The sequence below is a fragment of the Microbacterium sp. SWDP-B6 genome (genome assembly GCF_059803615.1).
Genome location: NZ_JAPFGV010000009.1, coordinates 1 through 25,301, shown reverse-complemented (window position 1 = coordinate 25,301; position 25,301 = coordinate 1). Strand labels below are relative to the sequence as shown.

The 25,301-nt window shown below is 68.7% G+C and carries 21 protein-coding genes; 7 read left to right on the top strand and 14 right to left on the bottom strand.

Translation table 11 applies throughout. The features are described from left to right. Positions 1–54: 54 nt before the first annotated feature. Positions 55–1,950 carry a sigma-70 family RNA polymerase sigma factor gene (locus OPU70_RS12365; RefSeq protein ID WP_498557924.1) on the bottom strand — a complete coding sequence of 632 codons (1,896 nt, stop codon included), beginning with the start codon at positions 1,948–1,950 and terminating at the stop codon, positions 55–57. A 154-nt stretch (positions 1,951–2,104) separates the two neighbouring features. On the opposite strand from OPU70_RS12365, the gene OPU70_RS12360 reads away from it, so the two are divergent. Further along, on the top strand, positions 2,105–3,694 hold the full coding sequence (locus OPU70_RS12360) for a PucR family transcriptional regulator (RefSeq protein ID WP_498557923.1): 1,590 nt from the start codon (positions 2,105–2,107) through the stop codon (positions 3,692–3,694). Between the two features lie 4 nt (positions 3,695–3,698). On the opposite strand, the gene OPU70_RS12355 is transcribed toward OPU70_RS12360, so the two are convergent. The 5 genes from OPU70_RS12355 to OPU70_RS12335 form a co-directional block, all read right to left on the bottom strand. Then, positions 3,699–5,597, bottom strand: coding sequence for a sigma-70 family RNA polymerase sigma factor (locus OPU70_RS12355; protein ID WP_498557922.1), 1,899 nt, complete (start codon positions 5,595–5,597; stop codon positions 3,699–3,701). Positions 5,598–5,856: 259 nt separating this feature from the next. Then, entirely contained in the window at positions 5,857–6,354 is a 498-nt protein-coding gene (locus tag OPU70_RS12350) for a hypothetical protein (protein ID WP_498557921.1), read from the bottom strand. Between the two features lie 92 nt (positions 6,355–6,446). Continuing rightward, positions 6,447–7,409 (bottom strand): class C sortase, encoded by a 963-nt coding sequence (locus OPU70_RS12345; RefSeq protein ID WP_475433755.1) that lies wholly within the window; start codon positions 7,407–7,409, stop codon positions 6,447–6,449. A 101-nt stretch (positions 7,410–7,510) separates the two neighbouring features. After that, complete coding sequence (locus OPU70_RS12340) at positions 7,511–8,992, bottom strand: SpaH/EbpB family LPXTG-anchored major pilin (RefSeq protein ID WP_228385647.1); 1,482 nt, start codon at positions 8,990–8,992, stop codon at positions 7,511–7,513. Positions 8,993–9,059: 67 nt separating this feature from the next. Further along, positions 9,060–11,585, bottom strand: coding sequence for a prealbumin-like fold domain-containing protein (locus OPU70_RS12335; protein ID WP_498557920.1), 2,526 nt, complete (start codon positions 11,583–11,585; stop codon positions 9,060–9,062). A 212-nt stretch (positions 11,586–11,797) separates the two neighbouring features. Between OPU70_RS12335 and OPU70_RS12330 the strand changes: the two genes are divergently transcribed. Continuing rightward, a complete protein-coding gene (locus OPU70_RS12330; RefSeq protein WP_475433751.1) occupies positions 11,798–12,445 on the top strand; it encodes a LysE family translocator in 648 nt (215 codons plus the stop codon). A gap of 9 nt (positions 12,446–12,454) precedes the next feature. On the opposite strand, the gene OPU70_RS12325 is transcribed toward OPU70_RS12330, so the two are convergent. From OPU70_RS12325 to OPU70_RS12310, 4 genes are all read right to left on the bottom strand, one after another. Continuing rightward, entirely contained in the window at positions 12,455–13,252 is a 798-nt protein-coding gene (locus OPU70_RS12325) for a DUF1206 domain-containing protein (RefSeq protein WP_042537090.1), read from the bottom strand. Positions 13,253–13,317: 65 nt separating this feature from the next. Next, the gene (locus OPU70_RS12320) at positions 13,318–13,950 is read right to left on the bottom strand and encodes a GyrI-like domain-containing protein (RefSeq protein ID WP_475123433.1); all 633 of its coding nucleotides are present in this window, start codon (positions 13,948–13,950) and stop codon (positions 13,318–13,320) included. A 109-nt stretch (positions 13,951–14,059) separates the two neighbouring features. After that, the gene (locus OPU70_RS12315; protein ID WP_475433748.1) at positions 14,060–14,923 is read right to left on the bottom strand and encodes an AraC family transcriptional regulator; all 864 of its coding nucleotides are present in this window, start codon (positions 14,921–14,923) and stop codon (positions 14,060–14,062) included. Between the two features lie 88 nt (positions 14,924–15,011). After that, positions 15,012–16,181: an ROK family transcriptional regulator gene (locus OPU70_RS12310; protein WP_042537082.1), complete on the bottom strand. Its 1,170-nt coding sequence runs from the start codon at positions 16,179–16,181 to the stop codon at positions 15,012–15,014. Between the two features lie 86 nt (positions 16,182–16,267). Between OPU70_RS12310 and xylA the strand changes: the two genes are divergently transcribed. Both xylA and xylB read left to right on the top strand, forming a co-directional pair. Further along, the gene (gene xylA / locus OPU70_RS12305) at positions 16,268–17,455 is read left to right on the top strand and encodes a xylose isomerase (RefSeq protein ID WP_498557919.1); all 1,188 of its coding nucleotides are present in this window, start codon (positions 16,268–16,270) and stop codon (positions 17,453–17,455) included. 5 nt (positions 17,456–17,460) lie between these two features. Beyond that, complete coding sequence (xylB, locus tag OPU70_RS12300; RefSeq protein ID WP_475433744.1) at positions 17,461–18,747, top strand: xylulokinase; 1,287 nt, start codon at positions 17,461–17,463, stop codon at positions 18,745–18,747. A 222-nt stretch (positions 18,748–18,969) separates the two neighbouring features. On the opposite strand, the gene OPU70_RS12295 is transcribed toward xylB, so the two are convergent. Genes OPU70_RS12295 through OPU70_RS12285 form a run of 3 tightly spaced genes read right to left on the bottom strand, consistent with a single transcriptional unit; the run spans position 18,970 to position 21,901 of the window. Continuing rightward, positions 18,970–20,031, bottom strand: coding sequence for a Gfo/Idh/MocA family protein (locus OPU70_RS12295; protein ID WP_498557918.1), 1,062 nt, complete (start codon positions 20,029–20,031; stop codon positions 18,970–18,972). After that, positions 20,028–20,774 (bottom strand): cupin domain-containing protein, encoded by a 747-nt coding sequence (locus tag OPU70_RS12290; protein ID WP_498557917.1) that lies wholly within the window; start codon positions 20,772–20,774, stop codon positions 20,028–20,030. The genes OPU70_RS12295 and OPU70_RS12290 overlap by 4 nt, the downstream gene beginning before the upstream one ends. Continuing rightward, complete coding sequence (locus OPU70_RS12285; protein ID WP_498557916.1) at positions 20,771–21,901, bottom strand: Gfo/Idh/MocA family protein; 1,131 nt, start codon at positions 21,899–21,901, stop codon at positions 20,771–20,773. The genes OPU70_RS12290 and OPU70_RS12285 overlap by 4 nt, the downstream gene beginning before the upstream one ends. Positions 21,902–22,001: 100 nt before the next feature. Here OPU70_RS12285 and OPU70_RS12280 point away from each other — a divergent pair, with 100 nt between their 5' ends. From OPU70_RS12280 to OPU70_RS12270, 3 genes are read left to right on the top strand one after another with little or no spacing between them, the layout of a single operon-like run. Beyond that, positions 22,002–23,015, top strand: coding sequence for a LacI family DNA-binding transcriptional regulator (locus OPU70_RS12280; protein WP_498557915.1), 1,014 nt, complete (start codon positions 22,002–22,004; stop codon positions 23,013–23,015). Beyond that, complete coding sequence (locus OPU70_RS12275; RefSeq protein WP_498557914.1) at positions 23,012–23,947, top strand: NAD(P)-dependent oxidoreductase; 936 nt, start codon at positions 23,012–23,014, stop codon at positions 23,945–23,947. The genes OPU70_RS12280 and OPU70_RS12275 overlap by 4 nt, the downstream gene beginning before the upstream one ends. A gap of 39 nt (positions 23,948–23,986) precedes the next feature. Continuing rightward, on the top strand, positions 23,987–24,382 hold the full coding sequence (locus tag OPU70_RS12270) for a VOC family protein (protein ID WP_042537065.1): 396 nt from the start codon (positions 23,987–23,989) through the stop codon (positions 24,380–24,382). Between the two features lie 7 nt (positions 24,383–24,389). On the opposite strand, the gene OPU70_RS12265 is transcribed toward OPU70_RS12270, so the two are convergent. Then, positions 24,390–25,277, bottom strand: coding sequence for an NAD-dependent epimerase/dehydratase family protein (locus OPU70_RS12265; RefSeq protein ID WP_498557913.1), 888 nt, complete (start codon positions 25,275–25,277; stop codon positions 24,390–24,392). Between the last annotated feature and the right edge of the window lie 24 nt (positions 25,278–25,301).

The following is a 25,301-nucleotide window of genomic DNA, read 5'->3' as shown; positions in this document are numbered from 1 at the left end:
CTAGCTTCTCATCTGGCGCACCCTGCGGGGCGCCCCTTCGCGCAGAGGAGTCGGTCAGGGCACCACGAGGATGTGGTCGGTATCTGCGAACCCGAACGTCCCCGTCGCCGGGTCGACATAGCGCAGCGTGACCCGATGGAGTCCCGGCCGGATATCGACGAACGACACGATGGTCGACGCGCCCGTGAGCACCACGGTCGACGCAGGACCCCCGTCGACGGATACGGATGCCGTCGACCCGGCGATGCCCCGAACATCGAGCGCGAGGTCATCGCGCCTCCCGTCGCCGTCGGAATCCGTGCGCGAGATGACCCCGTCCGAGTCCTCAGCAAGTCCCGGGACGGGGAAGTACACCGGTCCGGTCGGCTCGCTCGCCGTCTGCTCGCCTGTGGTCGGCGAGGTCTGCCGCATCGAGATCGAGATGCCCTGATGAAGGAACTCGACGTCGGGACGAACCGAGAACGTTCCGTCCGCAGTGACGACCGTCGTGGCGATCACGCGGCCCGTCTCATCGACGATCTCGACGGCTGCACCCGGCGTCCCGGTGCCGGTGATCACCGGCGGAACGGCCGTGGTCGGCAGGATGCTCCAGGAGATCGTCACGGGCGGATCGACGGGAGGGTCCACCACCGGAGGGTCCACCACCGGCGGGTCCACGACGGGAGGCTCGACGACCGGAGGGTGTTGCGCGGGGGCCGACGGCGGTCGTACCGGGGGTGGGGTGCGCACGTCCCCCGGTGTCGAAGGCTCGGTGGTGTCCGCGGGCGCCGGGGGCACGGCGATCGGGTCCTCGACGGCCTCGCGATCGGGCTGCGCCTCAGGGACCGACGCGGGCGGCTGCGGTTCGACAGGAGGCTCCGCCTCGATCGGAGGTTCGGTCGGTTCCGGAGATGCGACCGGTGCCGGGGAATCGACCGGTGCCGGAGCCACAGCCGATGCGGGCGATTCGATCGGAGCCGGCGATGCGACGACGAGTGCGGACGACTCGTCGGCATCCGGGGATCCGACCGGCGCCAGCTGCGTGGCGACCGCCGCGACCGCGACGACCGCCGTCGCCGCGGCGACAGATCCGCCGACCACGAGCCACTGCGACCTTCCTCGGGGCATCCAGCCCGTCATCGAAGCCGCCATGGCGGGCGCCGGAGATCCGGCCGAATAGGCTGCCGCCGCAGGTCCGCCGATGACCACGGGCAGCAGCACGGCCCGCAGCTTCGACGAAGCCCGCTCGATCTCGGCACTGGCCATCGTGCATCGTGGGCAGCGTTCGAGGTGCGCGTCGAAGCGCGCGCGGTCGGCGCGCGCCACATGGCGCTTCCGTCCCTGCGCCACGATGCGCTCACACGCCCACCGGCATTCAGGGTCGCGTCCGGGTTCTGTGATGTGCGCCTGCAGCCATGCGAGCTTGAACCCCTCCCTCGCCCGCGCTGCCAGCACCGAGACGGCGTTCGGGGTCATTCCCATGAGCGGTGCGATCTCTCGCGGCTTCATGCCCTCGACCTCGAGGTACCAGAGCAGGGTGCGCCATCGCTCGGGGAGATCCTTGAACGCCGCTGTCAGCAGCGCCTTGTCCGACAGCAGGTCGAGCGAGTCGTCGGCGTGCTCGACCGGCAGCTCGTCGATGTACTCGAGTGCGACGACGTCCTTCTGCTTGCCTCCCCAGGTGGCCGCGGCACTGCGCACGGCAGCGAAGATGTAGGGCCGGAAGGCGTCGGTCGGACCGCCGCCGTTGCGGATCGCGCTGAAAGTCTTGGCGAATGCCTCGCTGACGAGGTCCTCCGGATCGATGGAGCTCGTGATCGAACGCGCGGCGCGAAGTGCGGCCGGCGAATGACGATCCCAGAGCACGCCGAACGCCCTGCTGTCCCCCGCGCGGGTGGCGAGCACGAGTTCGTCGTCGCTCACCTCGGAGGCGGTCCGCATGCGCCGCTCGCGCACAGTCGAGGCGCTCACGGCATGGCCCCGGGGGCGCGCATCGAGTCAGGAGCAACGGGCGGGTTGTTCACTGGGTTCCCTTTCGATTTCTCACTACCAGCCTTGCGATCCAGCGATCTGACCGGTATGTAGATTCGTATGAAAGTTCTCCGCGGCGAGTAGAGAAGGTTCCATGGCACCCTCGGAGGTACACCCCGCAGATCCGACGTTGCGAGACGCGCTGCGGGTCAGTGGCGGGCGGCTCTTCACGGCTGCCCGAAGCGCCCGCTTCGACTCGAGGACGTTCGCCGGAGTGGAGTTCTACGATCCGTCGACACCGGCCCCCGCGTACATCGACCGGATCGTGCTCGGTGCCGGCGTCGCATCGAGTCACGTGACGGCGCTCACAGCCGAGCTGGCCGACGCCGGGGCGTCCGCTCTCGTGCTGCGTGCCCCCATGGACGACGATCCTCGGGACTGGACGTCGACCGATCAGCACCCCGCCCTCGCCGTGCTCCGCCACGGCGAGGGAGACTGGGCGCAGCTCGCGAACGTCCTGCGGTCGCTGCTGGGTGCTCACTCGATCGGGCAGGTCACCGGCGTGCGACTGGGTGATCTCTTCGGTCTTGCCGACGCGGTCGCCACCCTGGCAGGCGGAGCGGTCAGCATCGTCGACTCCGCGGGCCAGGTCGTGGGGTACTCCACGCACAGCGAGCAGCCGATCGACGACGCACGACGACGCACCACTCTCCTGCTGCAGGAGGACATCTCGATCACGTCCGACTCCCGCTACCGATCGCTGCTCCGTGCCACCGAGGCGCGGCACTTCCCCTCGAGCACCGACCTGTTCGGCCGGGTCGGGATCGCCGTCAGGGCGTCCGGAGAACTGCTCGGCTCTCTCTGGGTGATCCAGGTCGACCCGTCGCACGCCGCCCACACCCGAGATCTGCTGCAGGAGATGGAGCCGATCGTCGCCCAGCATCTGCTGCGCGCACGCGAGGACGCGGGCGACCGCGACCAGCGCACCTCCGGGCTTCTCCGAACGCTTCTCGAGGACCGTCGGCTTGCCCGCGGCGCGGCCTCGCAGCTGCTTCTCCGACCCGAGGCCGGTTGCACCGTCGTGTGCCTGCGGGTGAACACCTTCGACGAGGTCGAGGCTGTGCGTGGATTGCACCGCGTGCTCCATCTGGCGATCAGCGTGTCCAGCGCCGCGTTCCCGGGTTCGCACAGCGCGATCGTGGGCTCCCAGGTCGTGACGCTCATCCCCGGCCCTCACCAGGCAGCGGCCGAGACCTTCACCCAGGCGATGGTCCGCGTCGACAACGCGCTGATCGCAGGCATCGGCAGGCGTGCGAACGACATCAACGGCATCGCTCGTTCGTACCGCGAGGCCGGAGCCGTCGCCGGCGCGCTCATGAGTTCGCCGCGCCATGACAGAGACCGTCACGCCCTTGTCGCGACCTTCGACGAGATGCGCGATCGCCTCGCCATCCTGCAGGTCGGCGATCTCATCGAGGGTCTCGACGCCGCGGTCGGCGATGCGGCGAGCATCCTCGCCGCACATGACGCGGCGCAGGGCACCGATCTGACGCGCACCATGCGCGTCTACCTCGACCAGCTCGGCAGCGTCCGCGAGACGGCGAATGCGCTGCACGTTCACCAGAACACCGTCCGGTACCGGCTCGATGTCGTGCGCACCGAGCTGGCGATCGATCTCGATTCGCCCGACACTCGGCTCTGGCTCTGGCTCCGTCTGTCAGCCGACTCGCGCACAACGGACTGAGCGCTCATTCGATGGCCGCCGGCAGCAGGATGGTCACGCCGGCGCGCTTCGTCGTCGGGTCGACATATCGGGCGGCGACGAACGGCTCATCGGCCCCGGAGCGGATGACGATCCCGTCGCGAGCTGCGGCCGGAAGGCACACCATGCGCGACCGCCCCTGACCATCGAGCAGCTCGACCCACGCATCCGGCTCTGCGCGCAGATGCAGGCAGCTCACAGCGCCGAGAGAGACCCCGGGGCAGGTGTCTGGGTCGGCGGGCGCGATGGTCGGCGTCGCGAAGGTCAGCGGCCCGACGTCCTCCGCCCACTCGGTGACTCCGGTCACGGCGTTCTGCTGCCTCACACTGAGCGTCATGCCCTGGTGAGTCTCTTCGCCCGAGACGTCGAGCACGAACGCGCCGAACTCATCGACGATCGCCTTATGCAGCACGACACCGTTCTCGTCGACGACCGTGATGATCGCGCCGGGAGTGCCGATCCCCTCCAGCAGATCCGGGATCAAGGAGTTCTGCGCGATCGACTTCGTGATGGGAAACTCCGGTGCGTCGATGGGAGGTGATGCCTCCTCGCTGCCCTCGGTCGGCCCCGTCGTCTCGGGCGCGACTGCCGAGGGAACCGGAGTGCCATCGCTGCCCGGAACCAGCGGGTGGCCCTCCTCCGTGACTCGTGCCGAGCTCTCACGCGGATCGCTCTCCGTCGAATCCGACATCGACTCCGGTGCGGGCGCCGGCTCGTGCTCCGGTGCCGGCTGCGCCTCGGGCGTCGGTTCGGCCGCAGGCGGCAGGACCACAAGGTGGGGCAGCTCTTTGAGAACCGGACCGGCCTCACCCGCGATCGTCACCTCAGACGACGACGAAGGGAGTGCGGTGCGGTCGGAATCCCCGGCGGACAGAGTCAGCACGCTGCCGGTGAAGATGACAGCGCCGACGACGACGACAGCGGTGGCCGCCAGCGCCGCGAGGCCTCCGGCCGGAACCGCCGATGCTGCTCCGTGCGCGGCGGCAGGAGTGCCGGCGCCGAACGATGCCCCACCGTCCGTCCGGAACGCCCCGGCTGACCCGACCGACGGGGCCGCCCCCATGACGTGGGCCTCTGCCGTCCGATCGCCTGTGTAGATCGCCGCCGCCGCGCCGCCGAGCAGTGCCGCGGGCAGGATCGAACGCAGCCGCTGCGAGACGGTGTCGATCTCCGCAGCGACGATCCGGCATCCGCCGCACGTGTTCATGTGCTCGCTGAATCGGTCCGCGTCGCCGGCACCCATCGAGCGCTCTCGCCTGGCCACCACGCGCTCGCAGAACCACCGGCACTCCTCCGACCGGGAGGGGTCGTGGATGTGCGCCTCCAGCCAGGCTCGACGGAAGCTGTCGCGTGCCCGTGCGGCCAGGGCGGAGACCGCGTTCGAGGTCATTCCCATCAGGGGCGCGAGTTCTCTCGGCTTCATCCCCTCGACCTCGAGATACCAGAGCAGGGTCCGGTGCCTCGCCGACAGCGTGCCGAACACCGCGGCGATGCTGGACCGCTCGGCGATGCGCTCGAAGGCGTCGCCGTCCTCCGCTGACAGGTCGCGCTCTGACACCAGGTCGATCGAGAGCGCGGTCCCGTTCCGAGCCCAGCGGGCGGCGGTGTTGCGCAACGTGGCGAGAAGATAGGGCCGGAAGGCGTCGCTCGGTCCACCGCCCGCCTTCGTCACCCGGAGGATCGACGCGAAGGCCTCGCTCACGAGATCGTCGGGATCCGACGACGGCGAGATCGCCCTGGCCGCACGTCGAGCCGATTCGACGTGCCTGCGCCAGAGAAGCGCGAAGTCACCGATGTCCCCGCCGCGCACGGCCTCGATGATCTGAGCATCGGATGGTTCACCCGGGATGTCGTCTTCACCATCGATGTGCGTGCCGAGAGTCATGCTGCTCCGGATGCTGTCAGGACCGGCGTCTCACGGGGAGCGCCGGAGACGAATGAGGGACGAGGCAGTGGGGATGCCTCGTCCCTCGGACCCTCGTAGGGGTCGATTCCGCGGGGAGAGGGTTCGGCCGGGGAGCGGTCGATCTCTGCTGTGCGGGCGTCGGCCGGGAACCCGACGCGAGGCCGATGGCCATACCTACAAGACCGATATGACCGGAAAACATGACGGGGTCCACCGGACTTCTTCGACGAAAGGCACATCAGTCGACGCTCCCCGCCGGACCCACGGGTGCGAGCGACAGAAAGCGCATCCTGTTCTCGCCGTAGAAGCAGGTCTGCACCATGAACTCGCCCGTCATGCCGACGAGCGCCTCGACGTTCGACCACTTCGGAGTGTGCCTCTCCTCGACGACCTCGTAGACGACGTCAGAGCCCTCGACCATGACGCGCTGACCGAGATCCCACCCGAGAATCACGTCGCCTCCGCAGTTGTTGTGGGCGGCGAAGAGCGGAAGCACGTCGTCTATCCGATAACTGACCATCTCGGTGAACGTGCCGTCGCAGTGGTCGAGCTCCACCATCCCGCCCTCACCCCCGAGCCGGATCGACGGCAGCTCGTCGGGGGCCAAGATCTGATGGAACTGCTTCAGCACCGAGACCTTGACGTCACCGGTCACCTTGTCCACGAGATCGGGGGCGAACACGGATGCCGAGAGGAAGGACATCCCGAGTCCGACGAGCACGATGCTCGCGAACAACAGACCGAATCGTCGCCGCGGTCGGCGACTCGGAACAGTCCCACCGGAAGCTCCTCGGTTCGAGTCGGTGCGGTCCACTGTCATGTCGACTGTCATGAGTCGGATTCAGCGGCACGATGCGTGGCTCGTCGGCCGCTGCGGTTCTTGCGCCCGCGCCGGGGCATGACGACGATGAAAGTGAGCACCGGGACCCCGACGACGAGCAGTGCCCACCACGGGAATCCCGCCGGGTCGGTCGTATCCGCGATCGTGGTGACGGAGGATTCCTCGGTGGGAGCGTCGATGCGCTCGGCGCGCACCAGAAGACGGTGGGTGTTGACGCCCGTGGGCGTGCAGGTGACGAGCGTCAGGTAGTCCTTGCCGACGACCTGGCGCAGATCCTCGGCATCGTTCGGAAGAACGGTCTTCGTCTGGTCGACCTCGTAGTAGAGGTCTCGGCCCAGGGTGCTGACGACGATGATGTCGCCCTCGACGAGTTCGTCGATGTCGTCGAAGAGGGTTGCCTGCACGAAGCCGTTGTGCCCGGTGAGCACCGAGTGGGTGCCCGAGCCGCCCACGGGGAGGGACGATCCGTAAAGGTGCCCGATCCCGCGCGACAGTGTCTCTTCGTCGGTGCCATGGAAGATCGGCAGGTCGACGTGGATGCTCGGAATGCGGATCCGTGCCATCGTGTCTGTTCCGTCGGCGCTCAGGGTGTCGAAGTATGCCGACGCGCCCTCCCCGATCGCTGTCTGCTGACCGTCAGCGCCGAGTGCATAGGGGTCACGCAGCGGTCCGGTCGGCAGGTTCTCGTTGTACTCGTCGGCCGCGGCGAGCATCTCGTCGACGGCCGCATCGGGAATCTGCTCGACGGACTGCACGTAGCCGTCGACATCGGTGTCGTGACTCCACGCGGAGAACCACGAGGCTGCGGTCGGATAGACGAGCACCACGATGCCGATGGTCGCGATGAGCATGACGATCGACTGGCTCCATCCCCACCGCGCCTTGTGCGCGGTGGCACGCGTGGAGGGTCGCGTCGGAGAATCCGGTGTGGACGCGTCGATGAGGGTCATGCTGCGCTCTCTGATCGAAGAAGGGGAAGAAGAAGGTGAAGACGAGTGGGCCGTGCGGGGGAAGGAATGTCTTCACCTCCCCCGCACGGCCGGTCTTCGGGTTACGCCTGTGCTGCGGCCTTGCGGCGGCTGCGGATGGCTAGGAGGACCGCTCCACCGAGCAGCATGACGCCACCGGCGAGGAACAGGGTCGTGCCGGTGCCACCGGTCAGCGGCAGGGTGAAGCCGGCGTTAGAGGGAACGTTGACGACCTCGAGGTCGACGCCCACGGCCGTGGTGGCTGCGGTGACGGTGAACTCGATCGGAGCCGCGAGCAGCTCGAATCCGTCGGGTGCGACGATCTCGGCGAGCCAGTACGACTGGTAGCCGTCTTCGCCCACTGCCACCGTGGCGTTGTCCGCCCAGTCGGAGTAGCGCAGACCCGAGATGGTCACGGTGCCGTCAGCGGCGACCGCGAACTCCGTCGAGCCGGCGAGGGCGATGGCGTTGGTGCCGTCGATCGCGTCCTGCTCGGTCGGGTACACCGAGAACACGGCGCCGGTGAGCGGTGCGCCGGCCTTGTCCGTCTTCTCGACCGTGATGTCGCCCCACTTGGTGATGACCTCAGGGGTGACCGTGGGTCCGCCGGGCTCACCGGGCAGAACCGTGTACGAACCGGCGTTCGGGTAGAGCACTGCCGTGTTGGCGATCTCGCCGACCGTGTTGACCTCGGTCGTGACGACGACCTGCACCTGCGTCGCGGGGTGAGCAGCGAGCACTGCGAGGCCCGACGCGGTGAACTCGACCGTGACCGCGTTGGTCGCGGCGTCGTGCACGATCGTGTAGTCGCCCGCGGCGAGCGGGGTTCCGTCGACGAGCGAGACAGCGGCGCTGACGTAGTCGAGCTTGTCGTCGAGCGTGTCGACGATCTTGTAGCCGTCGATGACGGCGACATTGGGGATGTCACCCGTGATGGTGAAGTCGATCTCGTCGCCGAGCTTGACGTCTTCCGAGTCCTCGACGGTCTTGGTCGCCTCGGTCAGGGCGTTCTTAGGGTAGACGTGCACGTCGTACAGCCAGCTGCTGTCATCGGCCGGATCGGTCAACGGCACGGTCACGAGGAACGGCGCCACACCGGTCGAGCCCGCCAGCGGTGCGGTCTCCACCACGAAGTACAGACCCAGGTCGAGGTTCGCCAGAGCGATCTCGCCGTTCGCGTCGGTCAGCGTCTGACCGCCGACCGCGCTGGCCGTGTAGCCGGCAGCGGTGATGTCGGCGACGCTGTCGGGGTCGAGGTCGGCGAGATCGTTCGCGTCGATCCAGCCCTGGTTGCTCGTCAGATCGATCGTGTCGACCTTGTAGACCGTGAAGCCCACGCCGGGCAGCGGTGCCAGTGCGACGTTCTGCTCGGTGCCGTCGTTCGGCAGGCCGGTCGGCGTCTCAGGCGCCTCGAACTTGTGGATCGTCAGCGAACCGACAGCATCCGGGTCGACGAGGTTCGGTGTCGCAGCGCTTGCGGGTGCTGCGAGGGTCAGCGCGGCGACGCCTGCGACGAGCAGACCTGCCGCGACGCGGGATCCGCGTCCGTTGTTGGGAGTGTTCACTGTGTCTCTCTCTCGGTGGCCAGGTCGCCCTGGTGGTGTACAGATGGTGGTCGGTGAGAAGTGCAGATCAGATCTGCGGGTCATCGGCGTCGGCACGTGCACTACGTCTGCGGACCCAGAGGGCCAGCGCGCCCGCGCCGAACACGGTCAGGGAACCGGCGAGGATGTAGGGCAGCGCGCCCGTCCCCCCGGTGGTCGGAAGGCTCATCGCCGGAACATCGCGCACCGTGATGATCTGGCCTGTGGCGGTCACCGCCGCGTCGCCGCCTGCCGTGATGCTCACGGTGCGGTCGGGGTTGATGGTGAACTTCACCGGCGCTGCGAGCAGGCTGAATCCGTCTGGTGCCGTCAGCTCGCTCAGCCAGTACGTGCCGGCGGGGATGCTGTCGATCTGGAACAGTCCCGTCTCGATGCCGTCGATCGTGAACGGCAGCGCGGTGCCCGGCTCGCCGTTCGCGTCGGCGAGCACGGCGAACGAGGAGCCGTCCATGCGCACCCACGTGTTCGCGGATGCCTCGCCGACCTTCTCGATCTGCAACGGGATGCGGAACGGCTCGATCGGCGTCTCGGTGCTGTCGTTGTTCGAGCGCACCGGGCCGCCCTTGGGGTCGGTTCCCGTGGAGTAGGCCGTGTTGATGACCTTCTTCGCGTCGACATCGGCCTGTCCGATGACGTACGGCGCATTCGCGATGCAGTGCGAGACCTGAGTGGGCGCGATGGTCGTGGGCGTGCACGTCACGGTGATGTTGCGCTGCGTCAGCCGGTCGTCGACCACCGTGATGTTCGCGACCGTGACGTTGCCGGTGTTGGTGACGTCGAACGCGTACATGATGTGATCGCCGAGCCCGGTCACGCCGTCCTGGTCGACGTCGACGACCGAGGCCGTCTTGTCGAGCACGATCTCGGGCGTCCATGTGGCCGGGATGATCTCGTCGTCCGTGTCGGTCACGGTGGGGCCGACGGCCGGAGTTCCGGTGGCGCGTGCGACGTTCGTCAGCGGTGCGTTGTCGATGTCGCCCTGCTGCACCACGTAGGTGGCCGTGCAGGTCATCTTGGCGCCGCTGGCGAGCGTGGAGCCCTGCGGCGGAACGCAGGTCAGGGCGCTCATGTCACCGACACCGGAGAACGCGTCCTCGGTGATGCGCACATTCGTCAGGTTGGTGCTGAGTGTCGTGTTGGTCGGTGCCTTGGGAGTCGTGTTGGTCGCCACGAAGGAGTAGGTGATGACGTCGCCGACCTTGGTGTACACCTTGTCGGGGTCGGTGTCGCTGGTCACGGCGACCCCGTTCACGGCGGTGATGCTCTTGACGATGTCGATCGACGGCTGGATGACCTCGAGCGAGGCGTCGGCCGGCGGGTTCAGGTTCGTCGTGATGTTGGCCGGGCCGTTGATGTAGGTGCCGTTGACCGTCGAGGTGACGTCGACCGTGATCGTGCACGAGGCCTGGCCCAAGGCGAGGTCGCCGCCGGTGACCGACACCGAGGTTCCGCCTGCGGGTGCCGTGACCGCATAGGCCGCACCGGCGCGCTGGACGCAGGTTCCGCCGACGTTCGGCGCCGCCGCGATCTTGAGGTTCACCGGCAGCGCGTCGGTGATGAACCAGTCGTTCTTGGCCATGAGGTCGCTCGTGTTCGTGACCGTGAGCGTCATCTTCGAGGTCGAGCCGTTCGTGATCACCGTCGGGCTGAACGCCTTGTCGAGCTGAGGAGTCACATCGACGATCTGCGGCAGGTCGAAGGCGACGTCGTTGCCCGAACCCGTGGCGGTCGCGTTGAACAGCGTCAGGCCGAGGTTGGCCGTGGTTCCGACGGGCACCTGATAGGCAGCAGACTGCAGCTTCGCGGTCTGCGTGCCCCAGAAGGTGTTGTTCGTGCAGGGGTTCAGACCCGTGCTGAGCACGATCGGGTTGCCGTTGACGATCAGGCTGAACGTCTCCTTGGGCTGGTTCGCACCACCGGCGGCGGGGCAGTTGACCGCGGCGAAGTACGCCGACACGGCGTAGTAGTGTCCGGCGACCGCGGGGATGGTGTTGACCGTGCGGAACTGCGTACCGGCGGCGATGACGCCGTTCGTCGCGTTGGTGTACGAGGTGAGCACCTGGTTCGTCGCGGCCTGAGCCGCCGTCTGCCCTTGCGCTGTGCCCAGTGCCGCCGCCATCTGCTGAAGCGTGGGCCAGGTCGTGGTCGGGTTGTTGAGGCAGCCGACATCGGTGACGGGCGCCGTCGGGGTCACGCTGCTCATGACCCATCCGTTGCACTGGTTGCCGGCGGGCGTGTACTGAGTCGAGGCGGTGTACGTCGAGTTGGCCGCGGCCGCGCCACCCGTGTAGTTCAGGATGCTGATCGGCAGGAGCGACGCGTTCTGGTTCGAGAAGTTCTCGGTGTACACGGGCGTGCCCGGCTGCGGGGTGCCAGGAGTGCCAGGCACCGTCGCCGCGGCCGTGATGCCGCTGTTGGGGGCGAGAGTCGCGCCGGCGACGAGCACGCCGGCGATGGCGAGCACGCCGAGCAGCCGCGTCATCGCCCGTCGGCGAGGCGCGACTCCGGAGCGTGATGACCGCTCCGTCGTGCGGTGGTGCGAGCGAATGCTCATGAATGTCCCAATCCCGGCGCGCCGATCCCGTCCGCCACGTACGGCGAGCAGGAGAGGCGCATGCCTTGTCCCCGAAAAGTCGTGTGTGTCCCCAGTGCGAACAGGAAGCAGAAGCTGCCTGTCACATACCCAGACCTGGATGCGGAGTTTTTATGACGGGCGCGAGAAAAAACTTTTCGAGGGTCTCCGCGGGCCTGCCCTAAGCTCGCAGCATGTTCAGCGCCGAGACCCTTGCGACCTTCGTCGTGGCCGCGTTCGTGATGGTCGTGATCCCCGGGCCGACGGTGCTCTTCACGATCGGCAGAGCGATGGCCCTGGGGCGGCTCGGCGGGTTCCTCAGCATCCTGGGCACGGCGCTCGGGTCGATCGTGCTGGTCGTCGGCGTCGCGCTGGGGGTGGGCACGGTGGTGGCGCAGTCGATCGTGCTCTTCACGATCGTGAAGGTGCTCGGCGCCGGCTACCTGGTGTTCCTCGGCATCCAGGCCATCAGGCATCGCAAGGACTCCGCGGCCACGATGACCGGGCCGGTGGCGAGGCGATCAGGCGTGCGGCTGCTCGTCGAGGGTTTCGTCGTCGGCGTCACCAACCCCAAGTCGATCGCCTTCTTCCTGGCGATCCTCCCGCAGTTCGTCGACCTGCACGCGGGGTCGGTGCCGATGCAGCTGTTCGTGCTCGGCGCGATCGTCGTCGCGATCGGTGTCGCCTGTGATGCGATCTGGGTGCTGCTCGCCAGCGGCGCCCGTGAGTGGTTCGGTCGATCTCCTCGCCGCGTCGAGGCCATGGGCGCCACCGGAGGTGGGCTCATGATCGGCCTCGGCGCGTTCCTGCTGCTGTGGAGCGAGAAGCCCGCTAACGGCTGAGGCGCAGCGTCACATCCGTGCGAAGCGCGCGCGGACCATCGAGAAGATGCCGTAGATCGCGAGTCCGACCCCGACGAGCCAGAGGATCGCGCGGCCCTGGGGCAGGTCGATCAGACTCCGCAGGGCTCCATCCAGGCCGGCAGCCTTCTCGGGGTCCTGCGTCCACGCCGCGACGACGAACAGCAAGCCAGTCACGGTGATCGCGATGCCCTTGGCGATGTAGCCCGCGATGCCGAGGGCGATGATCCCGGGCCGCGAGGGCCCCTCCGGAACATCCATCGTCTTCTCGAAGCCCCTGGTGAAGCCGATGACGATGAACCCGACACCCACACCCGCCACGGTGAGCCCGATGATGATGAGCAGCACGATCCCGCCGGGAGCACCGAGGATCACCGCGCTGAGGGCGCGCAGCGTCGTCTCGGACTCGACGTGCCCTCCGAAGGCGAAGATCAGCGCAAGGCCGGCGATCACGAGGTACGCGCCCGCGATGCCGATCAGCTTGATCCTCATCCCCCACTTGCGGGGCTCCTTGCCGCGGGCGAGGAGCCCGCTGGCGATCTGCCACACGGCAAGGGCGACCAGCGCCACCGCGACCAGCCCGAGAACCAGCCCGCCGACGGGGGTCGAGCGGATCTGCTCCATCGCTCCGTCCTGGTCGGCGTCGCCGCCGCCGCCTGTGGCGATGGAGACGGCGATCGCCCCGATGATGATGTGCACGAGACCGACCACGACGAAACCTGCCCGCGCCACCCGTCGGAAGGCATCGGATCGCTGCGCGGTGCGCGCGGCACCCTTCGCTGAGGTCATCCGAGCAGGATATCCCCCGCCACGAAGAACGCCGGAGGGGTTGCGCGGAGCGCGCTCGACACTCGTCAGCCGGTGCGCTCCACGGGCTGGCGCAGGATCGTCCGGAGCTTCGACGGATCGACGCGCCTGACATCGCTGAGGTAGACCTCGTGGTGCAGCCCCGTCATGGCCAGACCGTTCTCGGGGATGAACCGGTGGTGCAGCTCGTCGAGCACCGGGGCCTCATCGTCGTATGAGCCGACGTGAAGGGTCTGCACGCACAGTCCCTCGTCGAGCGTCTCGAGCCGCACGGACCGCAGCGCGGGAGATGCCTGCTTCTTCCTCGCGAGCTTCTCCTCGACCGTGTCGACCGCGCGATCGAACATCTCGCGGGTGACGTGCTCCGACACCATGATCATGAGCGTCCATTCCCACGCCGACTTGTCGCGGCGCGATGTGAACGACTCCATGTCGGGTGCGTGCCACTGCCCCTCGAGAGGCATCACGACCGTGTCGATCCCGAGCTGTTCCCTGCTCGCGAACTTGAGCGTGTAGGCGACGGGGAAGAGGGCGGACACCGCATCCTGATACGCCTGGGCGCTGTTCGGGTCGCCCGCGCCGTCGACCATCAGGTACTGCATCGGGGGCACCTCGAGGATGCGGAACTCACCGCGCTTCGCCCGATAGGCGTCGAGGGTCTTCTTGGGATCGAGCGCCATCGCGGGTCCTCTCACGGCGGCATCGGCATCCGACCGTCGCCACAGTGTCGCACGGGCCGCAGACATCGGGTGGGCGGCGCGACAGTACGTGCCGCCCACCCGAGTCGCGTCACGCCGGCTCGACCGCCAGCCAGAGCTCGCACGACGCGTGCGAGCCGGTGAACTCGAGGTACCGCACGATCGACGGACCAGGGCGCAGCCGCCAGGGGTTCGACGGGAACCACTCGGTCGCCGTGGCCGCCCAGAGGGTCTGCAGGGTCTCAGGGAACGGACCTGACGCGGAGAAGACCGCCCACGCGCCCGCCTCGACCCGGATGGCGTCGAGGTCGTCGGGAACCACGGTGGATGCAGACACGGAGACGCCATGCAGATAGGTGAGCTCCGTCCCCTCCGGCGCGTCCGGTGCGACATCACCGGTGACGGCGAGGATTCCGCCGGGCTCCGCGTCGCTCATCGCCTTCAGCCTGAGATGCTCTTCGGGTGCGATCGAGGCGATGTGCGCCTGGATGTGCGGATTCGCGCCCTCGTGGATGAGCGGCACTCGCGCGGCGTGGCCGACGAGCACGAGCTCGGGGGTGGTGGTGATGGTGACGTCCATCTGGGTGCTCCCTTCGACGCTCAGGCGGAACCGGAGCGTGGGTTGTGTGCGGAGAGGACCCCCGTCGCGGCGCGCGTCGACCGGACTGATCCCGTGCACGGCGCGGAACGCGCGGCCGAACGCCTCGTTCGAGCCGTAGCCGTGTCTCACCGCGACATCGAGCACGTTCGGGGCGCCGGCGGCGAGTTCTGCTCCGGCGAGCGTCATCCGGCGGCGGCGGACATACTCCGACAGCGGCATCCCGGCCAGAGCCGAGAACATCCGCCGCAGGTGGTACTCCGTCGTCCCGTGGACACGAGCGAACCCGGCGACGTCGATCTCGTCTGCGGCGTCGGCCTCGACGAGATCGACCAGTGCGTTGAGCGTTCCGATCATGAGGTCCTCCTTTCCTCACCATCGTGCGATCCGAGGGTGTGCCGCGACCCGACTTTCCGCGTCGGATCCGATCAGTCGCCTCGCGAGGTCAGCTGCGCTCCCCCGGATCCGCGAGCAGGTCGGCGAGGGCCAGTTCGGCCGCGCCGATCAGCAGCCTGTCGGCGCCGAGAGCGGCAGGACGGATCTCGAGCGTCTCCGCGCTCTCCGGCATCGCCAGCGCTCGCACGTCGTCCGCGATCTGCGTCGCCCTCAGATCGGCGATCGTCGCGAGGAACCCTCCGAGCACGACGAGAGCGGGGTTGAGCACGTTGACGGCGTTGGCCAGCGCCCCCGCGAGCACACGCGCCTGACGCGTGATCTCATCAGCCACCACCGCCGATCCGGATTCCGAGAGCTCGGCGTCGAGCGTCTCGTCATCCGCCGTATCGAGGCCCACCGCGTCGAGCAGCAGACGGCGACTCACCTCGGCCTCGAGCACGCCATCGGCGGTGCGGCGATCCGCGTCTGCAGAGATCCGCGGCCTGTTCTGGCCGAACTCCCCCGCGTATCCGCCCGCGCCGGCGACCGGCTTGCCGTTGACGATCAGGCCGCCGCCGATGCCCGACGCACCTCCGTTCAGGTAGACGACGTCGTCGATGCCGCGGCCGGCGCCGTAGCGGTGCTCGGCGATGGCCCCGAGCGTCGCATCATTGTCGACGAAGGCGGCAGACGACGTGGCCGCGGAGACGAGGTCGGCGAGCGGCACGTCGGTCCAGCCCAGATGCGGCGCGTTGCGCACGACCCCGTCGGAGGCGCGCACGAGACCGGGCACGGCGACGCCGATGGCCGCGATCCGCGTATCGGCGAGCGGCCCCTCGCGCCATGCGGCGATGCGCTCGGCGATCGTCGCCGCGACGACTCCGGGTGTCGGCACCGTCTCGTTCGGCAGGCGTTCGCGCACGAGGATGCTGCGGTCGAGGCCGACCGCAGCGATCTCGATCGCATCGACCTCCGGGTTCACCGCGATGGCGACGATGCGAGCAGAGGCAGTCACGACCGGCGACGGTCGACCCACGCGACCGGCGACGTCCGGGACCCGCTCGTCGACGAGCCCCCGTCTGACGAGCTCTGCGACGAGGTCGGCGATCGTCGAGCGGTTGAGCCCCGTCTGCTCGGTGAGAGCTGCTCTCGACTGGGCGCCGTTCTCGTGCACGAGCCGCAGGATGAGGGAGAGATTGTGGGGGCGGGTGCCCAGCGCGGGGCTCGACTGCGACGGCATCCCTTCACTGTAGGGGGTGGACGCGCCCCCTGTCATGAGATATGTTGTCAAGCACAACTTATTCGATGACCTGCACAGGAGCAGCCATGAGCACCCCCACCCGCGATGACAAGTTCTCCTTCGGCCTGTGGACCGTCGGCTACAACGGCGCAGACCCCTTCGGCGGCCCCACCCGGCCCGCGCTCGACGTGGTGCACGCCGTCGAGAAGCTCGCCGAGCTCGGCGCCTACGGTCTGACCTTCCACGACGACGACCTGTTCGCCTTCGGATCGACCGACGCCGAGCGCCAGACGCAGATCGACCGGCTCAAGGGCGCCCTCGACGACACGGGCCTCGTCGTGCCGATGGTCACCACCAACCTGTTCAGCGCACCCATCTTCAAGGACGGCGGCTTCACGTCGAACGACCGCGATGTGCGCCGGTACGCCCTGCGCAAGGTGTTCCGCCAGCTCGACCTCGGCGCGGAGCTCGGCGCCAAGACGTTCGTCATGTGGGGTGGGCGCGAGGGTGCCGAGTACGACTCCGCGAAGGACATCCGCCAGGCACTCGAGCGCTACCGCGAGGCCGTGAACCTGCTCGGCGACTACGTCACCGACAAGGGCTACGACATCCGGTTCGCGATCGAGCCGAAGCCCAACGAGCCGCGCGGCGACATCCTGCTGCCGACCCTCGGACACGCGATCGCCTTCATCGATTCGCTCGAGCGCCCCGAGCTCGTCGGCGTGAACCCCGAGGTGGGTCACGAGCAGATGGCCGGACTCAACTTCACCGCCGGCATCGCGCAGGCGCTCTTCCACGGCAAGCTCTTCCACATCGATCTCAACGGTCAGCGCGGCATCAAGTACGACCAGGACCTCGTCTTCGGTCACGGCGACCTGCACAACGCCTTCTCGCTCGTCGACCTGCTCGAGAACGGCGGCCCCGGCGGAGTGCCCGCCTACGACGGCCCTCGCCACTTCGACTACAAGCCGAGCCGCACCGAAGACGAGAAGGGCGTCTGGGACTCTGCGGCCGCGAACATGCGCACCTACCTGCTCCTGAAGGAGCGCGCTGCGGCGTTCCGCGCCGACCCCGAGGTGCAGGAGGCACTCGCGGCGGCTCGCGTCGACGAGCTCTCGACGCCGACCCTCAGCCCCGGAGAGAGCTACGACGACTTCCTCGCCGACCGCTCGGCATACGAGGACTTCGACGCGAACTCCTACTTCGGCGGCAAGGGCTTCGGCTTCGTCCGACTGCAGCAGCTCGCGACCGAGCACCTGCTCGGCGCTCGCTGATCGACATGCCGCTGGTTCTCGGGGTCGACTCGTCGACCCAGTCCTGCAAGGCCGTCGTCGTCGACACGGCGACCGGAGCGGTCGTCCGCGCCGGTCGAGCGACGCACCCTGACGGGACGTCGGTCGACCCCGAGGCCTGGTGGCGTGCCCTGAACGCCGCGATCACGGAGGCCGGCTCTCTCGACGAGATCGAGGCCTGGTCGATCGGCGGGCAGCAGCACGGCCTGGTGGCGCTCGACGAATCCGGCCGTGTCATCCGCGATGCACTGCTGTGGAACGACACGCGCTCCGCCGGCGCGGCGACGGATCTGATCGCCGAGTACGGGGCAACCGAGCTGGCCGCGCGCACCGGGCTCGTTCCCGTGGCCTCGTTCACGATCACGAAGCTGCGCTGGCTGCGCGATCACGAGCCCGAGAACGCGGCACGGGTGGCCGCGGTCGCTCTTCCGCACGACTGGCTGACGTGGCGCCTGCGCGGCTTCGGCCCCGAGAACCCGGTGCTCGACGAGCTCGTGACCGATCGGTCGGATGCGTCGGGCACCGGCTACTGGAATCCGTCGACGGGCGAGTACGACCGTGAGCTGCTGGTCGCCGCTCTGGGGCACGATGCGATCCTGCCCCGGGTGCTCGCACACGACGAGTGGACGACGGATGCCGATGGTCGGCGCGTCGGCGCCGGAGCCGGAGACAACGCCGCTGCCGCACTCGGACTCGGCGCCGTGCCCGGGGATGTGGTCGTGTCGATCGGCACATCCGGCACTGTGTGTGCGATCAGCACCACCCCGCTGAGCGATGCGACCGGAACTGTGGCAGGGTTCGCCGATGCCTCGGGCAACTTCCTCCCTCTCGTCGCCACGCTCAACGCGGCCCGGGTCGTCGACGTGACGGCAGCACTGCTCGGTGTGACGCACCACGAGTTCAGCGATCTCGCTCTGCAGGCCACGCCGGGCGCGGACGGACTCACGCTGCTCCCCTACTTCGAGGGCGAGCGCACACCCAACCTGCCGGATGCCACGGCATCCCTCTCGGGCATGACACTGGCATCCACGACGAGGCAGAACCTGGCACGCGCTGCGGTCGAGGGGATGCTGCGCGGACTGGGCGCGGGCCTCGACGCGCTGCGCGACCTCGGCATCCCTCTCGAGCGCGCCCTGCTGATCGGCGGCGGCGCGCAGTCGGAGGCCGTGCGCCGCGTCGCGCCGGAGATCCTGGGTCTCCCTGTCGAGGTGCCGGAACCCGGTGAGTACGTGGCGCTCGGCGCTGCGCGCCAGGCTGCTCTGATCGTCGACTGATCCTGCGCACCTGCCCCTCGGGAGGACAGCCCCTCGGGAGGAGATGTGCGCCTCGGGAGGAGATCTGCGCTTCGGGAGGAGCCGTGAACGGCATCCGTCCTCCCGAGGCGCAGTACTCCTCCCGAACCGGTGGCGACTGCGTCGGACGCGTACTGCGAACCACGCGCGAGGCAGCGGATGCCGAAGGCGGATGCCGAATGCGGATGCCGAATGCGGATGCGGTCAGCCGGCGAGCACCCGAGCGTCGCGCTGGGCGATGATGCTCAGCTCGGCCGCGGCGAAGGCGTGCTGCTGCGTCATCGCATGCTCGGTGCGGTCGAGGCAGTCGCGGATCAGCCGGCCGAAGAACGGGAACCCCGTCCTGCCCGTCGCATCGAACCGGAACTGCCCGTCCTGATTGACGAGCAGCACCTGACCGCCGCCGTTGTCGGTCGTGATGTCGGTGTACTTGCGCAGCTCGATGTACCCGTCCGTGCCGAGCAGCACGGTGCGCCCATCGCCGAAGACGTCCAGTCCTGCCGGGGTGAACCAGTCCACGCGCACATAGCCGGTCGTGCCGTTGTCGAGCACCACGTGTGCATCGCCGAAGTCCTGCAGCCCCGGGGTCTCGCGATGCGCGTAGTTGGCGACCGTCGAGCTGACCACCTCTCCGTCCGTCGCGCCGGTGTAGTAGAGCATCTGCTCGAAGTTGTGGCTGCCGATGTCGCAGATGATCCCGCCGTACTGCTCGGGGTCGTAGAACCAGTCGGGGCGCCCGGTGCCGATGCGATGAGGGCCGAACGACGCGACCTGGAGCACGGTTCCGATCGCTCCCTGATCGATCAGCTGGCCGGCGAGGATCGCCGCCTCGGAATGCACCCGCTCGCCGTAGTAGACGGCGAACTTGTGCCCGGTGCGCTGGACGGCCTCGCGGGCCGCGGCGAGGTCGTCCATCGTCGTGATCGCGGGCTTGTCGGCGAAGAAGTCCTTGCCGGCGTCGAGGACGCGGACACCGAGCCGAGCCCGCTGATTGGCGATCGACGCGCTCGCGACGAGTCGCACGTGCGGGTCGTCGAGCACCTCCTGCTCGCTGGCGGCCGCCCGCGCCTGCGGGAACCGCTCGACGAAGTCGGCGAGCTTCGCGGGGTCGGCGTCGTAGACGAGCGACAGCGTGGCGCCAGCCTCGAGAAGCTGCTCGACCATGCCGAAGATGTGGCCGTGGTCGAGCCCCACGGCGGCGAACACGAACTCACCGGGGCCGACGACCGGCTCCGGCAGCGGATCGAAGGTGTAGGTGCGGGTCATCGCAGGGTCTCCTCATCGTTCACGCCACCATCGTTCACGCTATAGGTGCGCAGGCGTCCGCACATGCCGAATGCGCGCTCTCCCACCGAGGGTGCGGCCCGGTGCACGCGGGCGTCGGCCAGATGCGCCACAGAGCCCGATGCCACCGCCTCGGCGAGCGCGAGCGAGTGCTCGGCCTGAGCCAGTGGGCCCTCTCGCACCAGGTCGGGCCATGTCCGGGCACGGTCGAGCACGAGCGCCGCAGCAGCATCGTGGAAGGCGGTGAGAGCGGTGCGGTCGCCGGCGGCGACGGCGTCCCGCAGCGTCTCGAACCCCGTCACCGCGAGGTCGCGTCGTCGTCCGGCTCGTACTGCGCGTTCGCCGTCGTCGTCCCCGAGCGACACCGCTGCGGCATACGCGTCGGGGTCGCTGACGACGTCGGACGGAAAGGTCAGCACGGCATCGCCTGCCTCGGGCAGCCCGGCATTGCTCATGAGCACGACCACGCGCAGGTCTCCGCGGTTCACGGCGCGGTGGATCGTGCCGGGGGTGAACCACACGACCGACCCGGCAGTCAGGGTCGTCTCACGGACTCCGTCGGCGTCGATCGTCTGCAGCGCGCCCTCACCCGAGATCACGACATAGGCCTCGGTCGAGACGAGGTGCATGTGGGGGCTCCCTCCGCAGATGCCGTCGGGCGCGGCATCGGCATACACGTCGAGATGCGACAGCGAGGTGCCACCCGGGAACGAGGATGCGGTCACGATGCCGCCTCCACCAGCGACGAGGTCTTCTCGAAGAAGTGCGGAGCGTGCGCGACCAGCTGCCCGGCTCGGTAGTAGGGGTCGGACGCGGCGATCGGCAGCGACACGAACTGGCGTTCGAACCCCGCCTTGTAGATGGCGGTGACCACCTCGACCGCATTGCGGCCGTCCTGACCCCCGGCGATCGGCGGCCGGCTGTCGCGGATCGCGGCGATCAGATCGCCGATCTGACCCTCGTGGCCGAGATGCGCGAGCGGTGTGCGGCCCGCGACGAGAGCCTCGATGCGCGCCACGGCGTCGGGAGCTCCGCCCTCTTCGGGGAATCCGTCGCGCCGGGACTGCTCTGCGACGACGGAGAACGGCTGCGACACCCGCGCATCCGCACCCTGGATCACGATCGCCTGCTCCTCGCCGTGGTGCACCACCGAGCTGGTCAGCTGGGCGAGGCCGCGGTCGTACCGGAAGATCGCGACCGAGAGATCCTCGACCTCGGCGTTGTCGTGCTGCGCGTTGGCGAGCATGGCGGTGATCTCGGTCGGAGTCCCCAGCAGCCACAGCAGCAGGTCGATGTGGTGGATGGCGTGGTTCAGCGTGCATCCGCCACCCTCTTTCTCCCACGTACCGCGCCACCAGAGGTCGTAGTAGGGCAGCCCTCGCCACCAGGCCGAGTCGACGCGCACGTGCGAGATCGAGCCGAGCAGACCGGAGTCGACGACGTCTTTCAACGCGGCGAGGTCGTCACGGAACCGGTTCTGCGCGACGACAGACAGCACTCTGCCCGAGCGCTCCTGTGCCGCGAGCATCGCGTCGCACTCTTCGAGCGAGGGGGCCATCGGCTTCTCGACGAGCACGTGGATCCCCGCGTCGAGGGCGGCGATCGCCAGCGACGCGTGCGTCGACGGCGGAGTCGCGATGCTCACGACGTCGAGGTCCGCGTGGGCGATCATCTCGAGCGGATCGTCGAACGTCGCCGCATCCGCGAGTCCGAAGGACTCGGCCTTCTGCGGCGCCCTGCCCGGGATCACGTCGGCGAGCGCGACCACCTCGCACTCGTCGCGGAACGCGAGGTATCCGCGGATGTGCGCGTCGGCGATCCCGCCGGTGCCGATGATGCCGATCCTGAGCATTCGCTGCCTCCTCAATGAGGTGTTACTACGTATTACTAAGACGTAGTAGATACTATCGAGAGGCACACCCGTCACGTCAAGCCCGGAAAGGACGGATGCCGTGGACAAGAGGCCGACGAGCCATGACGTCGCACACCTCGCCGGGGTGTCGCAGTCGACCGTGTCCTTCGTCTTCACCGGGCGCGCCGGAATCTCGGAGGCCACCCGAGACCGGGTGATGCGAGCGGCATCCGAGCTGAACTACCGGCCGAACCTCGCCGCCCGCTCCATGCGCACGCACCGCACCGGGCGACTCGCGGTCGTCGTGCCGATCGCCACCATGAACCCGCTCACCCTGCTGTCGGGTGCGATCTCCGCCGCCCGCGAGGAGGGCTACGTCGTCGAGGTCGTGAGCCTGCCCGAGGACCCGACGGCCCGCGACGAGCGCCTCTCCGAGCTCGTCGACTCCGGTCAGTACGAGGGGGTGCTCGCATTCACCCCGCTCCCCTTCACTGACACGAACGGGGGCGGCGGGCCCGTCGTGCTGTCGGTGGGCGAGTTCGACGACGCCATGCACATGACCGGCGAGTTCACCGATTCCCGTCCGATCGCCGAGATGATCGAGCGACTCGCCGAGCAGGGCCACAGGAGATTCGTGCACCTGGCCGGCCCCGACGACTTCCCGTCGGCGCGAGCCCGCCGCGCCGCCTATCTCGACACGATCGCCCGACTCGGACTCGAGTCACTGGGGGTGTTCGGCGACGAGTGGAGCGGCAGCGCCGGTGAGGCCGCCGTCGACGCGCTGCCGTCGGATGCACCGCCCCTGGCCGTGATCGCGGCGAACGACGTCATCGCGACGGGCGCCATCCGCGCGGCGACCAGGCGCGGATGGACGCTGCCCGACGACGTCGCCGTCACCGGGTGGGACGACCACCCCCAGAGCGCGTTCCTCGTGCCCTCGCTGACGAGCGTCTCGCAGGACCGCGAGAGACTGGGGGCCTACTCGATGCATCGCCTCATCGCCGCCGTGCGCGGTGGAGAGCCGCCGACGAAACCCGACGGTCTGCTCACCGTGATCTGGCGCGAGTCGACCGAATCCCCCCCGCTGACCGCCGTGAACTGGAGACGCACATGAAGATCCTGATCCCGAACACCATCGCGCTGCCGCTGACAGCAGACGTCGAGACCGTCGTCTACGACATCGACGCGGACGTCCCCGATGAGCACCGCGACGCCGAGGTGCTGGTGGTCTGGCACAACTCCTCGTCGTGGCTGCAGCACGCAGCTCGCGTGCTCCCCCGGCTGCAGCTCGTGCAGGCTCTGGCCTCGGGAGCCGACGCGGTGCTGAACGCCGGGTTCGCGGCGGACGTGCGCATCTGCTCCGGTCGCTCGCTGCACGACGGTCCGGTCGCCGAGCACGCCCTGGCGCTGATCCTGAGCGCGGTGCGCCGACTCGACCGCCTGCGCGACGCCCAGCGCGAGCACCGCTGGGACGACGAGTTCATCGACGAGCAGAGTGCTGCCGAGACCCGGGCGCTGCACACGCTCTCCGGTGCTCGGGTGACCATCTGGGGCTTCGGATCGATCGCTTCGACGCTCGCTCCGTCGCTCACCGCACTCGGGGCCGAGGTGCAGGGCATCGCCCGCACCGCCGGCGAGCGGTCGGGCTTCGACGTGCACGCGGATGCCGATGCGACCGATGTGCTGGCAGACACCGACGTGCTGGTGTCGATCCTGCCCGCCACCGACGAGACCGCCGATCTGTTCGACGCCGAGGTGTTCGCCGCGCTCAAGCCCGGTGCCGTGTTCGTGAACGTGGGTCGGGGTGCCACCGTCGACGAGGGCGCCTTGATCGCGGCACTCGAGTCAGGGCAGCTGCGCGCCGCAGCGATCGACGTCGCGAAGTCGGAGCCGCTCCCGGCATCCGATCCGCTCTGGGAGGCGCCGAACCTGCTCATCACACCGCACATCGCCGGCAACCGGCCGGTGGGTGCCGCCCGGCTCGTCGACGACAACGTCACCCGCCTGCTCGCCGGCGACGGTCTCGTGAACCAGGTGCGGCCATAGGGTCTGGACACCTCGCCGGGAGCGGCGCATGCTGAACCCATGACCGCCTTTCAGACAGCACACGCGTTCAGCGGATTCAGCGTCGACGACATCGATGCCGCCCGCTCCTTCTACGGCGACACCCTCGGCATGGACGTCACCACCAACGCCATGGGGTTCCTCGACATCAGCCTGCCCGAGGGCGGGTCGATCCTCGTCTACGCCAAACCGAACCACGAGCCCGCGAGCTTCACGATCCTCAACTTCCCGGTGGATGACGTCGAGGCCGCCGTCGACGAGCTCAACGGCCGCGGGGTCGTGACGAAGATCTACGACGATTCGGAGTTCGACACCGACGACAAGGGCATCCTTCGGGGCGGCCCGGACCGCGGGCCCGATATCGCCTGGTTCAAGGACCCCGCGGGCAACGTGCTCGCCGTGCTCGCCGCCGGCTGATCCGGCGTCAGCCGAGCAGGCCGTCGAACAGGGCGTTCACGGCAGGGTCGACCCGCTGCAGGTCGGGGTGCGCGTCGTGCCAGTCGATGATCTCTCGCGCCGCCGTGTGCAGAGGAATGACGGGGGTGAAGTCGGGCACGACCCGGCGGATCTTCGTGTTGTCGAAGACGACCGAGTGCGCCATGTCGCCCGAGAGCTGACCGGCGCGATCCGGTGCGGCATCCTCGATCGCCGCGCTTGTGGCATAGCGGATCTTCGGCTCGGCCCCGGCCGCGCGTCCGAGGATCGAGTAGATCTCGTTCCACGTGTAGACGAAGTCGCTGGTGATCTGGAAAGTGTCGCCGTAGGCGAGCGGGTTGCCGAGCAGCCCGGCGAATCCGACGGCGAAGTCGCTCGAGTGGGTGAGGGTCCACAGCGACGTGCCATCGCCGTGCACGATGATCTCCTGGCCACGGCGGATGCGATCGATCGCCGTCCATCCGCCGAACGCCGGGATCGTCCACTTGTCGTAGGTGTGCGAGGGGCGCAGCACCGTGACCGGGAAGCCGCGGTCGCGATAGGCGGCGGTGAGCAGATCTTCACACGCGATCTTGTCTCGCGAGTACTGCCAGTACGGGTTGCGCAGCGGCGTCGACTCGGTGATCGGCAGGCGGGCGACGGGCTTCTGATAGGCGGATGCCGAGCTGATGAAGACGTACTGCCCCGTGCGACCCTCGAAGCGGTCGATGTCGCGCTGCACCTGGTCAGGCGTGAACGCGATCATGTCGGCGACGACGTCGAACTCGCGCCCGGCGAGCGCGGCGTCGACCGCGGCGGCATCCGTGATGTTGGCCGTCAGCACCTCGACGCCCTCCGCGGGCTCCCGGCGCGACTGACCGCGATTCAGCAGCGTCACCTCCATGCCTCGGGATGGGGGGGG

What these genes read in the sequence shown, in the direction of transcription:
- OPU70_RS12360 (WP_498557923.1), top strand. Translation starts at nt 2,105, where the DNA reads ATGGCACCCTCGGAGGTACACCCCGCAGATCCGACGTTGCGAGACGCG.
- OPU70_RS12355 (WP_498557922.1), bottom strand. Translation starts at nt 5,597, where the DNA reads ATGACTCTCGGCACGCACATCGATGGTGAAGACGACATCCCGGGTGAA.
- OPU70_RS12345 (WP_475433755.1), bottom strand. Translation starts at nt 7,409, where the DNA reads ATGACCCTCATCGACGCGTCCACACCGGATTCTCCGACGCGACCCTCC.
- OPU70_RS12335 (WP_498557920.1), bottom strand. Translation starts at nt 11,585, where the DNA reads ATGAGCATTCGCTCGCACCACCGCACGACGGAGCGGTCATCACGCTCC.
- OPU70_RS12330 (WP_475433751.1), top strand. Translation starts at nt 11,798, where the DNA reads ATGTTCAGCGCCGAGACCCTTGCGACCTTCGTCGTGGCCGCGTTCGTG.
- OPU70_RS12325 (WP_042537090.1), bottom strand. Translation starts at nt 13,252, where the DNA reads ATGACCTCAGCGAAGGGTGCCGCGCGCACCGCGCAGCGATCCGATGCC.
- OPU70_RS12320 (WP_475123433.1), bottom strand. Translation starts at nt 13,950, where the DNA reads ATGGCGCTCGATCCCAAGAAGACCCTCGACGCCTATCGGGCGAAGCGC.
- OPU70_RS12315 (WP_475433748.1), bottom strand. Translation starts at nt 14,923, where the DNA reads ATGATCGGAACGCTCAACGCACTGGTCGATCTCGTCGAGGCCGACGCC.
- OPU70_RS12310 (WP_042537082.1), bottom strand. Translation starts at nt 16,181, where the DNA reads ATGCCGTCGCAGTCGAGCCCCGCGCTGGGCACCCGCCCCCACAATCTC.
- xylA (WP_498557919.1), top strand. Translation starts at nt 16,268, where the DNA reads ATGAGCACCCCCACCCGCGATGACAAGTTCTCCTTCGGCCTGTGGACC.
- xylB (WP_475433744.1), top strand. Translation starts at nt 17,461, where the DNA reads ATGCCGCTGGTTCTCGGGGTCGACTCGTCGACCCAGTCCTGCAAGGCC.
- OPU70_RS12295 (WP_498557918.1), bottom strand. Translation starts at nt 20,031, where the DNA reads ATGACCCGCACCTACACCTTCGATCCGCTGCCGGAGCCGGTCGTCGGC.
- OPU70_RS12285 (WP_498557916.1), bottom strand. Translation starts at nt 21,901, where the DNA reads ATGCTCAGGATCGGCATCATCGGCACCGGCGGGATCGCCGACGCGCAC.
- OPU70_RS12275 (WP_498557914.1), top strand. Translation starts at nt 23,012, where the DNA reads ATGAAGATCCTGATCCCGAACACCATCGCGCTGCCGCTGACAGCAGAC.
- OPU70_RS12270 (WP_042537065.1), top strand. Translation starts at nt 23,987, where the DNA reads ATGACCGCCTTTCAGACAGCACACGCGTTCAGCGGATTCAGCGTCGAC.